The sequence below is a fragment of the Sphingomonas glacialis genome (genome assembly GCF_006439055.1).
GTDB classification, from domain to species: Bacteria; Pseudomonadota; Alphaproteobacteria; order Sphingomonadales; family Sphingomonadaceae; genus Sphingomonas; species Sphingomonas glacialis_A.
Genome location: NZ_RCZC01000002.1, coordinates 416,626 through 429,410, shown reverse-complemented (window position 1 = coordinate 429,410; position 12,785 = coordinate 416,626). Strand labels below are relative to the sequence as shown.

14 protein-coding genes and 1 tRNA gene are annotated in these 12,785 nt (G+C 68.7%); 14 read left to right on the top strand and 1 reads right to left on the bottom strand.

Features of this window, described 5'->3' with window-relative positions; all coding sequences use genetic code 11:
- Nucleotides 1–39 precede the first annotated feature (39 nt).
- Both EAH76_RS05800 and EAH76_RS05795 read left to right on the top strand, forming a co-directional pair.
- A complete protein-coding gene (locus EAH76_RS05800) occupies nucleotides 40–312 on the top strand; it encodes an HU family DNA-binding protein (RefSeq protein ID WP_133191967.1) in 273 nt (90 codons plus the stop codon).
- A gap of 126 nt (nucleotides 313–438) precedes the next feature.
- A tRNA-Val gene (locus EAH76_RS05795) sits at nucleotides 439–513 on the top strand.
- A gap of 53 nt (nucleotides 514–566) precedes the next feature.
- Here EAH76_RS05795 and EAH76_RS05790 read toward each other — a convergent pair.
- Nucleotides 567–1,178, bottom strand: coding sequence for a prolyl hydroxylase family protein (locus tag EAH76_RS05790; RefSeq protein ID WP_140850380.1), 612 nt, complete (start codon nucleotides 1,176–1,178; stop codon nucleotides 567–569).
- A gap of 212 nt (nucleotides 1,179–1,390) precedes the next feature.
- Here EAH76_RS05790 and EAH76_RS05785 point away from each other — a divergent pair, with 212 nt between their 5' ends.
- The 12 genes from EAH76_RS05785 (at nucleotide 1,391) to EAH76_RS05730 (ending at nucleotide 12,752) form a co-directional block, all read left to right on the top strand.
- On the top strand, nucleotides 1,391–2,257 hold the full coding sequence (locus tag EAH76_RS05785) for a type II secretion system protein N (RefSeq protein ID WP_140849077.1): 867 nt from the start codon (nucleotides 1,391–1,393) through the stop codon (nucleotides 2,255–2,257).
- Nucleotides 2,254–4,470 carry a type II secretion system secretin GspD gene (gene gspD / locus EAH76_RS05780; protein WP_140849075.1) on the top strand — a complete coding sequence of 739 codons (2,217 nt, stop codon included), beginning with the start codon at nucleotides 2,254–2,256 and terminating at the stop codon, nucleotides 4,468–4,470. The genes EAH76_RS05785 and gspD overlap by 4 nt, the downstream gene beginning before the upstream one ends.
- A gap of 143 nt (nucleotides 4,471–4,613) precedes the next feature.
- Nucleotides 4,614–6,110, top strand: a complete 1,497-nt coding sequence (locus EAH76_RS05775) for a GspE/PulE family protein (RefSeq protein WP_241659655.1) — start codon at nucleotides 4,614–4,616, stop codon at nucleotides 6,108–6,110.
- Nucleotides 6,111–6,274: 164 nt separating this feature from the next.
- Nucleotides 6,275–7,501 carry a type II secretion system inner membrane protein GspF gene (gene gspF, locus EAH76_RS05770; RefSeq protein ID WP_140849073.1) on the top strand — a complete coding sequence of 409 codons (1,227 nt, stop codon included), beginning with the start codon at nucleotides 6,275–6,277 and terminating at the stop codon, nucleotides 7,499–7,501.
- A 137-nt stretch (nucleotides 7,502–7,638) separates the two neighbouring features.
- On the top strand, nucleotides 7,639–8,019 hold the full coding sequence (gspG, locus tag EAH76_RS05765) for a type II secretion system major pseudopilin GspG (protein ID WP_229839178.1): 381 nt from the start codon (nucleotides 7,639–7,641) through the stop codon (nucleotides 8,017–8,019).
- Nucleotides 7,994–8,488, top strand: coding sequence for a GspH/FimT family pseudopilin (locus tag EAH76_RS05760; RefSeq protein ID WP_140849071.1), 495 nt, complete (start codon nucleotides 7,994–7,996; stop codon nucleotides 8,486–8,488). The genes gspG and EAH76_RS05760 overlap by 26 nt, the downstream gene beginning before the upstream one ends.
- Nucleotides 8,463–8,849: a type II secretion system minor pseudopilin GspI gene (gene gspI / locus EAH76_RS05755; protein WP_140849069.1), complete on the top strand. Its 387-nt coding sequence runs from the start codon at nucleotides 8,463–8,465 to the stop codon at nucleotides 8,847–8,849. Before EAH76_RS05760 ends, gspI begins: the two co-directional genes overlap by 26 nt.
- Nucleotides 8,846–9,472 carry a type II secretion system minor pseudopilin GspJ gene (gene gspJ / locus EAH76_RS05750; RefSeq protein ID WP_140849067.1) on the top strand — a complete coding sequence of 209 codons (627 nt, stop codon included), beginning with the start codon at nucleotides 8,846–8,848 and terminating at the stop codon, nucleotides 9,470–9,472. Before gspI ends, gspJ begins: the two co-directional genes overlap by 4 nt.
- Nucleotides 9,456–10,451 carry a type II secretion system minor pseudopilin GspK gene (gene gspK / locus EAH76_RS05745; protein ID WP_140849065.1) on the top strand — a complete coding sequence of 332 codons (996 nt, stop codon included), beginning with the start codon at nucleotides 9,456–9,458 and terminating at the stop codon, nucleotides 10,449–10,451. Before gspJ ends, gspK begins: the two co-directional genes overlap by 17 nt.
- Nucleotides 10,448–11,545, top strand: a complete 1,098-nt coding sequence (gene gspL / locus EAH76_RS05740) for a type II secretion system protein GspL (protein WP_140849063.1) — start codon at nucleotides 10,448–10,450, stop codon at nucleotides 11,543–11,545. The genes gspK and gspL overlap by 4 nt, the downstream gene beginning before the upstream one ends.
- The gene (gene gspM / locus EAH76_RS05735) at nucleotides 11,542–12,018 is read left to right on the top strand and encodes a type II secretion system protein GspM (RefSeq protein WP_140849061.1); all 477 of its coding nucleotides are present in this window, start codon (nucleotides 11,542–11,544) and stop codon (nucleotides 12,016–12,018) included. Before gspL ends, gspM begins: the two co-directional genes overlap by 4 nt.
- A complete protein-coding gene (locus EAH76_RS05730; RefSeq protein ID WP_140849059.1) occupies nucleotides 12,015–12,752 on the top strand; it encodes a type II secretion system protein N in 738 nt (245 codons plus the stop codon). Before gspM ends, EAH76_RS05730 begins: the two co-directional genes overlap by 4 nt.
- The last annotated feature ends 33 nt before the right edge of the window (nucleotides 12,753–12,785 follow it).

Below are 12,785 nucleotides of genomic sequence, written 5' to 3'. Positions count from 1 at the left end.
TCATTTCAGAGTATTTTTTCAAACGGGGGTTTCGTGGCCATGAACAAACAGGAACTGATCGCGACGGTGGCCGACACGTCGGGTCTGACCAAGGGTGATGCAAGCAAGGCCGTCGAAGCCGTGTTCGAAGCAGTATCCGCCGCGCTGAAAAAGGGCGATGAAGTGCGTCTCGTCGGCTTCGGGACGTTCTCGGTTTCCAAGCGCAAGGCATCGACCGGCCGTAACCCGCGCACCGGCGAGCCGATGACGATCAAGGCATCGTCGCAGCCCAAGTTCAAGGCCGGCAAGGGCCTCAAGGATTCGGTCAACTGATCGGCTGATCGGAATTTTCGGGCATCGGCGCTGGACAAACGGCGCCGGCTCGTTTTAAGAGACCGGCATCAGGGCGGCGGTAGGCCGCCCTTATCCGTTTCGCCCCATCGCATCGCGCGGGGCAACGGGCGCGTAGCTCAGTGGTAGAGCACACCCTTCACACGGGTGGGGTCGCAAGTTCAATCCTTGCCGCGCCCACCATATCGAAGCCGCCGGATCCTCTTGGATGGGGCGGCTTTTTTACGTGCGGCGCGCTAGCGCCACGGGCGCTCGCGAAACCATTTGGTGATGACGTATTTGCTCCCGGCGCGCACCTTCATGCCGTGGTGGAGGCTCGCTGGATTGGGCGACCCATCGGGCCGCCGGTTGTTCCAGGCGAGCAATTTGCCCGTCTCGGGCTGGATGATCTTGTCGATCGCCTTGAAGCGCGTCGCGCCACCCGCCTCGGGTTCGTTCAGATACACCATCACGGTCCAGGTGCGGTTGCCCGCGATCCGGCAATCGCGATCGAAATCGACCCCGAGCGGCTCGAAATAATCGGTGTGCGGCTTGAACTCCTGGCCGACCGCATAGCGTTGCCCCTGGATCGGCTCGCCATGCGTCGGGTCGAGCCCGGTAAAGGCGGCGATCTGCGCATCGAGCGCGATCGTCAGCGGGTCGAGCGGATCGAGATCGCCCGTCTCGCTGGTGCGGAAGGCGCGGTCGCCGTTGAAATCGGAAACCGTCGAGGGGCGGCGCGTGGCATCGACCGCGGCGCGCAAGCCCGTGCAGGTCTCGGCATCGAGGAAGGCGCGGCGGACGAACAAGGTGAGCTTGGGCGACGGCACGCGCTGGACGCCGGGCTGGCTCGCCAGATGCGCGGTCATCGCCGCCGCATCGAGGCCCGAGCCGAAGCGGGCGGCGGCGGCTGGTGGAGCGGGAGCATCGGTCACGCCGCCTGCCTTGCCAAAGGTCCTGCGATTTTTCCAGCCGATAGCGGCGCGTCCGATCGGCGACCTGCCACGTACACGGTTCACAGCGGCGCTGCGTGACGATAACACGGGTGCCGACGGGACGTCGCGATCGGGGATGGGTCCACATGCGCTTGGTTTTGGATGCGCGCGCGCGGGCTTTCCTGCGGCGGCTTCCGGTTACGACGGTCTATTCGACGCTCGAGCTGGCGCTGATCGCGCTGCTGGCGATCCAGAGCGCGCGGCTGGTCTGGGCGGTGCTGACTCCGGTCGGCCCGGTCGGGATCTGGCGGCCCGAGCAAGGCGGGGTGGCGGGCTCGCCCGAGGCGATCCTGCGCGGCTTCGATCCCTTCTATCGCGCGAGCGGCGGCGATGCGGTGGGGCCGACGGTCGTCACCACGCTCCAGCTGACGTTGTTCGGCGTGCGGATCGACGAGGCGCAGGGCGGCGGCTCGGCGATCATCGCCGGGCCCGATGGCGTCCAGCAAAGCGTCGGGGTCGGGCAGGAGATCATGCCCGGCGTGCGGCTCAAGGCGGTCGCGTTCGACCATGTCACGATCGACCGCGGCGGCGCGGCGGAGGATCTGTACCTGCAGCAGACCGAACAGGCGCCCGTCCAGGCCGTGCCGAACGGGCCACCGCTGATCGGCGGCGGCGGCGGCGCGCTGTCGGTCGGCGCCGCGCCGCCACCCGCCGCGATCGGACCGCAAGGCGTCAGCTTCGCGCAGATGCGCCGCGACGTTGGCTTCATCCCGCGGATCGACGGTGGCCGGGTGAGCGGCCTCACTGTGCGCGCGCAGGGCGCGGGCGCGGGGTTCCGCGCGGCGGGCTTGCGCGACGGTGACGTCATAACGCAAATTGCGGGCAAGTCTGTTGGTGGCGCCGAAGACATAGAGCGTCTGGCCGCGCAATATGCCAAGGGCGGACAGCTGAGCGTCTCGGTCGAGCGCGGCAAAGACACGATACCACTCGTCATTACGATTGCGGGGCAATGAAGAAACTGATCCTGACGCCCATCCTCGCGATGACGCTCGTCGCCGCCGCACAGGCGCAACAGACGATGAACGTGCGCGATGCGGACATTCGCGCGTTCATCGCCGATGCCGCGCGCGTGACCGGGCGGACTTTCATCATCGACGCGCGCGTGGCGGGCAAGGTGACCGTCGTCACCGATCACCCGGTGAGCAAGTCGCAATATTTCGAGATATTCCTCTCGACGCTGCGCGCCAACGGGCTGGTCGCGGTGCCCACCACCAACGGCGCGTTCCGCATCCAGCCGACCGACAGCGCCGCGTCGCAGCCGAGCCGCGTCGGCGTCCGCGGCGCGACGAGCAACAGCTACATCACCGAGATCGTCCGACTCCGCTCGATCGATGCGCAATCGGCGGTCGATACGGTTCGCGGGCTGATCTCGCCGCAAGGCTCGGTCACCGCGAACCGCGGCGGCAACAGCCTCGTGATCGTCGATTTCGCCGACAATGTCCGCCGCGTGCGCGAAGTGCTGCGCCGGATCGACACCGACAACGCATCGACCCGGATCATCGCGCTGAAAAATGCCGGCGCGCGCGAGATCGCCACTGCGTTGCAGGCGCTCGCCGGCCAAAGCTCGGGTGGAGCCGGGGGCGGGGCCGCCCCCGCGGCGGCGGGCGCGTCGGTCAGCGTCGTTGCCGTCAACAGCTCGAACTCGGTCGCGATCCGCGGCGATGCCACATCGGTCGCCCGGCTCGCCGCCGTCGCCGAGGATCTCGATCGCCGCGCCAAGAACGGCACCGAGATCAAGGTTATCTTCCTCGAAAACGCCGATGCCGAGCAATTGCTGCCGGTGCTGCAGCAGCTCGTCGGCCAGACGCCGTCGCCGATCACCAATCAGCAGCTGTCGGCGTCGAACTTCGGCAGCAACAGTCAGGCGAACGGCAGCACCGGCGCGAATTCGGTCTCGCGTCCCGCCAATACGCCAGCGGTGCAGCAGGATAGCGGACCGACCGGCAACGCCCCGACCCAGACCGCGATCACCTCGGGCGGTCGCACCGCCTCTGTGGTGACGCGCTTCGTCGGCGCGAACGCGATCGTCATCGCCGCACCCGCCGAAGTGCAGCGCCAGCTCGCCGACGTCGTCCGCCAGCTCGACACGCGGCGCGAGCAGGTGCTGGTCGAGGCGATCGTCGCCGAGGTTTCGGATTCGATGTCGAGCCAGCTCGGCGCGCAATTCGCGGTGGGCAGCGCGAGTGGCGGGGTGTTCGCGGCGTCGAGCTTCAGCAACGCGGCGCCGAGCTTGCTGACGATCGCCGGTGCGGTCGCCGCGAACCAGCTCGGGAGCACGACGACCACGATCAACGGGTCGACCGTAACGACCAGCACCAACAGCGCGGCGAGCGATTCGCTGACGCAGAGCGCGCTGAGCTCGGTCCTCGGCGCGAGCGGCGGCTTCGGCGGATTTGCCGGCAAGATCGGCAGCACCGTGTTCGCCTCGATCATCAATGCGCTGAAGAGCGACACCACGTCGAACCTTCTGCAGGTCCCGCATCTGGTGATGCTCGACAATCAGGAGGCGCACAGCCTGGTCGGCCAGGAAATCCCGATCACGACCGGACGCGCGCTCTCGACCAATTTCGACAATGCCTTCCAGACGACGCAGCGTGAAAACGTCGGGATCGAGCTGACGGTCCGCCCGCAGGTCAATTCCTCGGGGACGGTCAAGCTCAACCTGCGGCTCGAGGTCAGCTCGATCGCCGGGCCGGTATCGAGCAGCAATGCCGACCTCATTCTCAACAAGCGCGAGGTCGAGACCGTCCGGACCGTCGACGATGGCGATATCGCGGTGATCAGCGGGCTGCTCGACGATAACGAGCGGCGGACGATCGAGAAGATCCCGCTGCTCGGGGACATCCCCGGGCTGGGCAATCTGTTCCGCTCGAAGGCGAAGTCGCGGACCAAGACCAATCTGATGATCTTCATCCGCCCGACGATCCTGCGCAGCGCCGAGGACAGCCGCAAGCTGACCGAGCAGCGCTACGGCTATCTGCGGCTCCAGCAGGGGCTGGCGATGCCCAATGACGAGCCGTCGATCGACCAGCTCGTCCGCGATTACATGGGCGCCGCCCCGCCGATCCCGACCGCGCCGGTGCCGGGCAATATCGAGGATCCGCGGATCATGGTGCCGGTGCAGCGCAGCTCGAGCACGGTGATCCATACGAAGCGGGACCGGTGATGCCAGGGGATGAGCCCGCCGCTCCCTTCTTATCCCCCTCCCGCTTGCGGGAGGGGCTAGGGGAGGGACGTGCCGCGAACGCTGCGCTTGACCTCGACGGCCCTCCCCCAGCCCCTCCCGCAAGCGGGAGGGGAGCAAATAGCATCCCCTACGCATTTGCCCGCCGCTTCGGCGTCGTGCTCGACCCCACCCACGACCAGCTCACCGTCGCAATGCGCGAAGGCTCGGACCCCAAGGTCCTGCTCGAACTGCGCCGCCACCTCGCGCGGCCCTTCGACGTAACCTTCGTCGCGGCGCCCGAATTCGACCGCTTGCTCTCCGAAGCCTACGCCATGGACGGCCAGGCCGCCGCGATGGCCGCCGGCACGCTCGGCCTCGGCGACGAGCTCGACCTGCTCGCCGACCATCTCCCCACCGCCGACGATCTGCTCGACACCGCCGACGATGCGCCCGCGATCCGCCTGATCAACGGCATCATCGCCGACGCTGCGCGCAACGGCGTGTCGGACATCCATATCGAGCCGTACGAGACCGGCCTCGTCGTCCGCATGCGCATCGACGGCGTGCTGCGCGAGACACTTCGCATGCCCCCGCACGTCGCCCCCGTGGTCGTCAGCCGCGTGAAAGTGATGGCACGGCTCGACATCGCCGAGCGACGCGTGCCGCAGGACGGGCGCATCGGCCTGACGCTCGGCGGCAAGCTCCTCGACGTCCGCGTGTCCACCTTACCGAGCCGCGCGGGCGAACGCGTTGTGCTTCGTATCCTCGACAAGGAGAATGCCGGGATCACGCTCGATGTGCTCGGCATGACACCGGCGATCAACCAGCTGCTCAAGGAAGCGATCACCGAGCCGAACGGCATCATCCTCGTCACCGGGCCGACCGGCTCGGGCAAGACCACCACGCTCTACGCCTCGATGCGGCTGCTCAACGACGGCAGCCGCAATATCCTGACGGTTGAGGATCCGGTCGAATATGCGATGGAGGGCGTCGGCCAGACGCAGGTCAACGCCAAGGTCGGGCTGACCTTCGCCGCCGGCCTGCGCGCGATCCTGCGCCAGGATCCCGACGTCGTGATGGTCGGCGAAATCCGCGACCGCGAGACCGCCGAGATCGCGGTGCAGGCGTCGCTGACCGGGCATCTCGTGCTGTCGACCGTCCACACCAACGACGCGGTCGGCGCGATCACGCGGATGCGCGACATGAAGGTCGAGCCGTTCCTGCTCGCCTCGACGCTGCGCGCGGTGATCGCGCAGCGGCTGGTGCGGCGCTTGTGCGAGCATTGCCGCCGGCCGGTCGCCGCGGATGTATCGGTCGCGGCGTTGCTCGGGTTCGAGCCCGGCGCGATCGTCTATCAGGCGGTCGGGTGCGAGCAGTGCCAGGGGACGGGCTATAAGGGCCGCGTCGGCGTCTATGAGGCGATCCGCATCGACGAGACGGTGCGGCGGCTGATCAACGATGGCGGCGACGAGGCACTGATCGCGCGCCATGCGTTCCTGCATGCGCCGACGCTTGGGGCGGCGGCGCGGCAGTTGGTGCGCGATGGGGTGACGACGGCGGAGGAAGCGGTGCGCGTTTCTCGGCGCGACATGGCCGATGCCGAGGCGCCGATGGTGGTGCCGGAGGTGGCGGGTGAGTGACCTCCCTTCTTCCTCCCCTCCCTGGAAGGGAGGGGCCGGGGGTGGGTCGGCCCGTGGCGCGGTCGACGCCTGCAACAGCGTGGGTTCGCCGCCCCGTGGTGAGGTCGACGCCTGCATTAGGCCGACCCACCCCCAACCCCTCCCTTCCAGGGAGGGGAGTATCCATGCCTAACTTCGATTACCTCGCGATCGACACCAAAGGCCGCGAAACACGCGGGGCAATCGCCGCGCCCTCGATCGACGCCGCCCGCGTATTGCTCGACCGTCGCCGGCTCTACGTCGTCAAGGTCGAACCCGGCTCGGGCCGCGCGCCCAAGGGCAAGCCGCTGCTCTCCGACCTGCGCCTGGGCTCGAAGAAGATGAGCACCAAGCAGCTCACGCTCTTCACCCGCCAGCTCGCCACGCTCAATCGCGTCTCGCCACTCGAGGAATCGCTGCGCACGATCTCGCGCCAGACCGAGCAGCCGCACGTCCGCGCAATCGTCGAATCGGTGCATGCCGGCGTCGTCGAAGGCCGCCGCCTCCACGAGGCGATGGCGCGCGAGGGCAAGAGTTTCCCCTCGCTCTACCGCGCGATGGTGTCGGCGGGCGAGAGCTCGGGCTCGCTCCCGGTGATCCTCGAACGCCTCTCGGTGCTGCTCGAACGCCAGGCCGAGATCAACGGCAAGATCATCACCACGCTCGCTTACCCCGCGGTGCTCGCGGTGGTGGCGATGGCGGTGGTGACCGCGCTGATGGTGTTCGTCGTGCCGCAGGTGGTCGAACAGTTCGACACTGTCGGGCAGCAGCTCCCGTTCCTGACGCGCGTCGTGATGGGGCTGTCGAATTTCATGGTCGGCTATTGGTGGGCGATCCTGCTCGTCATCCTGATCACCGGCTTCGGATCATGGCGCGCGCTGAAGAACCCGCGGATCAAGCTCGGCTTCGACACCTGGATCCTCAAACTGCCGATCCTCGGCCGCCTGTTCCGCGATCTCCACGCCGCGCGCATGGCGCGCACGCTCGCGACGATGGTCGCCAGCCGCCTGCCGCTGCTCGAAGGCCTGACGCTGACCGGCAGCACGATCCACAATCTGCGGCTCAAGCAAGCGTCGGACGAGATCATCGAATCGATCCGCGGCGGCGGCAGCCTTTCCGCCGCCATGCGCCGTGCGGGCGTCTTTCCGCCGTTGCTGACGTATCTGGCTGCATCGGGCGAGACGGCGGGGCAGCTCGACGACATGCTCGAACGCGCGGCGGAGTATCTCGAGCGCGAGTTCGATCGCTTCACCACGACCGCGCTGTCGCTGCTCGAGCCGATCATCATCGTCGTGATGGGGGGTGTCGTCGCGACGATCGTGCTATCGATCCTGCTGCCGATCCTGCAGCTCAACACGTTGGCAGGCCAATAAACATGACGAGGTTCGCAATGCCCCCCATCCGTCATTCCCGCGCAAGCGGGAATCCCGCGTCTTCCCTCCAACCGCAGAAGCAGGATTCCCGCGTTCGCGGGAATGACGGGGAGTCGGGCTTCACGCTGATCGAGCTGATGGTGGTGATCGTCATCATCGGGCTGCTCGCCGCGATCGTCACCTACAATGTCCTGCCGCTCGGCGACAAAGGCAAGATCGTCAAGGCCAAGGCCGACATCTCGACGATCGAGGGCGCGCTCGATCTCTACAAGCTGCAGAACGACTCCTACCCCTCGACCACCGACGGCCTCCAGGCGCTGGTCTCGGCCCCCGCCGACGCCGACGCGTCGAAGTATCAGCGCGGCGGCTATATCAAGAAGCTGCCGCTCGATCCGTGGGGCAAGCCGTATCTCTATGCGGCACCCGGCGCGCACGGCGAGGCCGATGTCTGGACGCTCGGCGCGGACAAGAAGGAAGGCGGCGAGGGCGTCAATGCCGATATCGGCAGCTGGCAGTAAACCCCGCAAGGGCGAGTGGGGGGGCGAGCGCGAGCGCGGCTTCACGCTGATCGAGCTGATGGTCGTCGTCACGATCATCGGCCTCGCCAGCGCCGCGGTTGTGTTCGCCTTGCCCGATCCGCGCGGTCGCCTCGCCGACGAGGCCGCGCGCTTTGCCGCGCGCGCCAGTGCCGCACGCGATCTCGCCGTGGTCGGCGCGAAACCGATCAGCGTGTGGGTCTCCGAAGGCGGCTACGGCTTCGACGAACGCGTCGACGGCGCCTGGGTCGCGATGGCCGAGAAGCCGCTGCGCGTTACGCAGTGGGGCAAGGGCACGCACGCCACCCTATCGGGCGCGGGAACGCGCGACCGCGTGCTGTTCGATTCGGTCGGCAGCACCGATCGTCCGCTCGACGTGACGCTCGCGCGCTCGGGCGAGACGCTGGTCGTCCATATCGGCAATGATGGCAAGGTCCACATCGGTGGCTGACCGCCGCGGCTTCACCTTGATCGAGATGATGGTCGCGCTTGCGGTGTTCAGCCTCGCCGCGCTCGCCTTGATCCGGCTCGAGGGCGCGACGATCCGGGGTGCGGCGACGCTCGACACGACGCTGCTCGGGCAGACCGTCGCGCGCAACGTCGCGATCGAGGCGATGACCGATGCGCGCCCGCCGACGATCGGCACCGCGAGCGGCAGCGAAAGCAATGGCGGCAGCAGCTGGAGCTGGACACGGACGGTACAGCCGACCGGGAACATCCGCGTGCTCCGCATCGACGTCACCGTGCGCGATGCGGCGGGGCGGCAGGCTGGGCATCTCACCATGGTCCGAGACGGGACGCGCAGCACATGACGCGCCGCCCTGCCGAACACGGCTTCACGTTGGTCGAGGTGATGATCTCGCTGCTGATCTTCGGCCTGCTCGCCGCAGCCGGGGTGGCGCTCTTGTCCTTCTCGGTCCGCGCGCAGACCGCCACCGGCGCCAAGCTCGACGACGTGTCGGCGATGAACCGCCTCACGTCGATCCTCACCGCCGATCTCGCCGAGGCGACGCCCCGCCAGACGCGCAGCGAGGATGGCGGCGGGCTTCCCCCCTTCACCGGCGAAGCGGGCGCGGCAGCGGCCCCGATGCTCCGCCTCGTCCGCAGCGGCTGGAGCAACCTCGACGGTACGCCGCGCGCGAGCGTGCAGAAGGTCGAATATGGCGTCGTCGACGGTGCGCTCGCGCGGACCGCCTATCCGATGCTCGACGGTGCCGCGCCGCTACCCCCAACGCCGCTGCTGACGCACGTCCGCCAGGTCACGCTGCGCTATCGCATCAAGGGCGCGTGGAGCGACCGCTGGACCGGCACACCGCAGGCGCCGCTCCCCGATGCGCTCGAACTGCGCGTAGTGCGCGACAACGGCATCGCCACGCGTCAGCTTTTTTTCGTCGGCACCGGCTACGGAAGGCGCATCGATGACCGTGTCGGGTGATCGCAAACCCTCCGAGCGCGGCGCGGCGTTGCTGACGGTGCTGCTGCTCGTCGCGGTGATCGCGGTGCTCGCCGGGACCGCGCTCGAACGCTTGCGGCTCGCGACGCGGCTCGGCGGCAATGCCGTCGCGCTCGACCAGGCGCGCGCGTATTCGTTCGCGACCGAGACGCTCGCGGTGGTCCGGGTCAGCGACCTGCTCCGCAAGAGCCCCGACAAGGTCACGCTGCAGGGCGGCTGGAGCGGCACGCCGTACCCGCTGCCGATCCCCAACGGCACCGCGACCGCGACCGTCGTCGATGGCGGCAATTGCTTCAACCTCAACAGCCTCGTCACCGAGACTCCCGCCAGAAGCGGCCAGTATTTTGCGTACACGCCGTCGCAACTGCAGTTCGCGCGGCTGATCCGGCTGGTCGATCCCTCGGCCGGCTCACCCGATGCGATCGCTGCCGCCGCCGCCGACTGGATCGACAGCGACGATGCGCCGCTCACCGGCGGCGCCGAGGACAAGGACTATCGCGGCGGCACGCAGCCCTATCGCACCGCCAACACGCTGATGGTCGACCCAAGCGAACTGCGCGCGGTGCGCGGGGTGACGCGCAGCGATTACGAGAAGCTGCGCCCGTGGCTCTGCACCTTGCCCGTCGCCGCGCCCGCGAAGATCAACGTCAACACGCTGCTCCCCGAACAGGCGCCGCTGATCGCGATGCTGCGGATCGGGCTGTCCCCCGAGGCGGTGCGGCAGGTGCTGTTGCAGCGCCCGGCGGCGGGCTTTGCGACGAGCACGGCGTTCTGGGCGCAAAGCGCGGTGCGCAGCACCACCGGCGACGACGCGCCGGGGCAGACCGACATCAAGACGACATGGTTCTCGCTCAAGGTGCGCGTCGCGCTCGGCGGGGCCACGCTGGAACAAACCGGACTGATCGACGCGACGGTGCTTCCCGCGCGGCTCGTATCGCGGCAATGGGGCGAGCCATCATGACCGAAACGCTTGTCCTCTTCCTTCCCGCACCCGATGTGCCGTGGCGCTGGCTGCGCATCGCCGGCGGCACCGTCCGCGCGCGCGGCGAGGGGTTTCCCCCGCTCTCGACCGAGGTGGAGGAGTCGTACGTCGCTATCGCCCCCGCCGATGCGGTGACGCTGCACTGGGCCGAGCTGCCCGATCGCTCGCTCGCGCAATCGGTCACCGCCGCACGGATGCTCGCCGCCGATGCGAGCGCGAGCCCGATCGGCGACCTCCACGTCGCGGTCGGGCGCGAGGGCGCGATCCTCGAACGCCCGATCGGGGTGGTCGCGGCCACGCAGATGCGCGCTTGGCTCGATCTGCTCGCGGACAACGGCGTCGATCCCGCGGCGATGTTGCCCGCGCCACTGCTGCTGCCGCGCCCCGAATCGGGCTATCTGCGCGCTGATCTTGGCGGCGAAGGGGTGGTGCGCGGGACGACGAGCGGATTTGCCGACGAAGCCCGGCTGACCGAGCTCGTAACGGGCGGTGCCGCACCCGCGATATTGCCGCGCGATGCGCTCGAGGCGGCGATCGTCGCGGCGGTCGCGGCGCCGCCGCTCGACCTGCGGCAAGGGGCATTTGCCCGCAAGACGCGGATCGGGGTCGATTGGGCGCTGGTCCGTCGGCTCGGCTGGCTCGCCGCCGCGACGCTGGTCGTCACGCTGCTGATCACGATCGTCCAGCTGATCGCCTATTCGAGCGCCGCCGACGATCTCGAGCGCCGCACCGATCTGCTCGCACGCACCGGCCTTGCCCGCGGCGAAGCGGTCAGCGACGCCGACCGTCAGCTGAGCGCCCGGCTCGACCGGCTTCGCGGCGGCGGGCAGGGGTTCAGCCGGACCGCGGCGGCGGTGTTCGCGGCGATTCGCGCGACGCCGGGGAGCGAGGCGCACACGCTCGGTTTCGATCCCAACGGCACGCTGCGCGTCGGCGTCGGGGTGCAGAACGAAGGGCAGATCCTCGATCTGCAGCGGCAGCTCGAGGCGAGCGGGTTCGCTGCCGCCCCGCAGGGGCAGTTCCAGGCGCTCAACGGTCGCCTTTCGGGAGATCTGACGGTGAAGCCGCGATGACCGAGCGTTTCCTCCTCTGGTATCGCAGCCGGAGCCAGCGCGAACAGTATCTGCTGCTCGCCGGTGGCGTGATCGCCGCCCTGGTGTTCGGCTATTTCCTCGTCGTGCCGCTTAGCGACGCGCTCGATTCGGCCAAGGCGCGCCATGCTGACGCCGTGATCGCGCTCGGCGAGACGCAGGTCCGCGTCGATGCGGTCAAGGCGGCGCAAGCGATGCGCGCCGCTCCGCTCGACGCCCCGCTCGAATCGGTGATCCGCGCGCGCGCCAACGATGCGGGCTTCGCGCTCGCCAACGTCACGCCGCAGGGCAATGACCGCGTCGCGATCGCGCTCGCCGCGGCACGACCGGGCGCGCTGGTCGGCTGGCTGGCGCAGCTCGAGGCCGACGGCATTCTGGTCGATCAGCTCGCCACCACCGACACGGGCGACCATGGCGTGGCGGTCCAGCTCACCTTGAAGGCGAAGCATCCATGACGCGCTTTCGCCTCAGGACCGGCCCGGTCGCGCTGTTCGGCGCGGTGTTCTTCGCAGCATTGCTGATCCTGCTGCCGCTGCGCTTCGTGCTCGGTTGGTTCGATCTCGATTCGACCCGCATCGCCGCGCGCGCGGCGACCGGGAGCGTGTGGTTCGGTGGCTTACGCGAAGCGCAGGTCGGCACGATCGCACTGGGCGACGTGAAGGCCTCGCTCTCGCCCTGGGCGCTGCTCGGGGGCCGGGCGCGGGTCGCCCTGGCAAGCCCAGACGCCGGCGGCGCTGACGCAATGACTCGCGCGGTCCACGGCGCTATCAGCGTCTCGCGCCACGGCGTCGGGCTCGATTCGATGACCGCGCGCCTCCCGGCGGGCGACGTCTTCGCGCCGCTCCCGGTCAGCGGAATCGATCTCGACGAGGTCACGCTCCGTTTCGTCGATGGCAAATGCGAGGCGGCGGAGGGGCGCGTCAAGGCGACGCTCGGCGCCGATATCGCGGGAATCAGCCTGGGGCAGGGGCTTGCCGGCACCGCGCGCTGCGATGCCGGTGCGCTGCTGTTGCCGCTGGCGAGCCAGTCGGGGACCGAGCAGATCGCACTGCGGCTCTGGTCGGCCGGCCGGTTCCGCGCCGAGCTGACGGTCAAGCCGGTCGATGCGACCGCCGCGCAAAAACTCGAGCTCAGTGGCTTTCAACCGACCCCGTCGGGGCATCGCCTGACGATTGACGGTAAATTCTGAGCGATCCATTCTTGACGCTGGCCCCCCGACCCC

Coding starts and splice junctions, on each gene's coding strand:
- EAH76_RS05800 (WP_133191967.1), top strand. CDS start 40: ATGAACAAACAGGAACTGATCGCGACGGTGGCCGACACGTCGGGTCTG.
- EAH76_RS05790 (WP_140850380.1), bottom strand. CDS start 1,178: ATGACCGCGCATCTGGCGAGCCAGCCCGGCGTCCAGCGCGTGCCGTCG.
- EAH76_RS05785 (WP_140849077.1), top strand. CDS start 1,391: ATGCGCTTGGTTTTGGATGCGCGCGCGCGGGCTTTCCTGCGGCGGCTT.
- gspD (WP_140849075.1), top strand. CDS start 2,254: ATGAAGAAACTGATCCTGACGCCCATCCTCGCGATGACGCTCGTCGCC.
- gspF (WP_140849073.1), top strand. CDS start 6,275: ATGCCTAACTTCGATTACCTCGCGATCGACACCAAAGGCCGCGAAACA.
- gspG (WP_229839178.1), top strand. CDS start 7,639: ATGGTGGTGATCGTCATCATCGGGCTGCTCGCCGCGATCGTCACCTAC.
- EAH76_RS05760 (WP_140849071.1), top strand. CDS start 7,994: ATGCCGATATCGGCAGCTGGCAGTAAACCCCGCAAGGGCGAGTGGGGG.
- gspI (WP_140849069.1), top strand. CDS start 8,463: ATGGCAAGGTCCACATCGGTGGCTGACCGCCGCGGCTTCACCTTGATC.
- gspJ (WP_140849067.1), top strand. CDS start 8,846: ATGACGCGCCGCCCTGCCGAACACGGCTTCACGTTGGTCGAGGTGATG.
- gspK (WP_140849065.1), top strand. CDS start 9,456: ATGACCGTGTCGGGTGATCGCAAACCCTCCGAGCGCGGCGCGGCGTTG.
- gspL (WP_140849063.1), top strand. CDS start 10,448: ATGACCGAAACGCTTGTCCTCTTCCTTCCCGCACCCGATGTGCCGTGG.
- gspM (WP_140849061.1), top strand. CDS start 11,542: ATGACCGAGCGTTTCCTCCTCTGGTATCGCAGCCGGAGCCAGCGCGAA.
- EAH76_RS05730 (WP_140849059.1), top strand. CDS start 12,015: ATGACGCGCTTTCGCCTCAGGACCGGCCCGGTCGCGCTGTTCGGCGCG.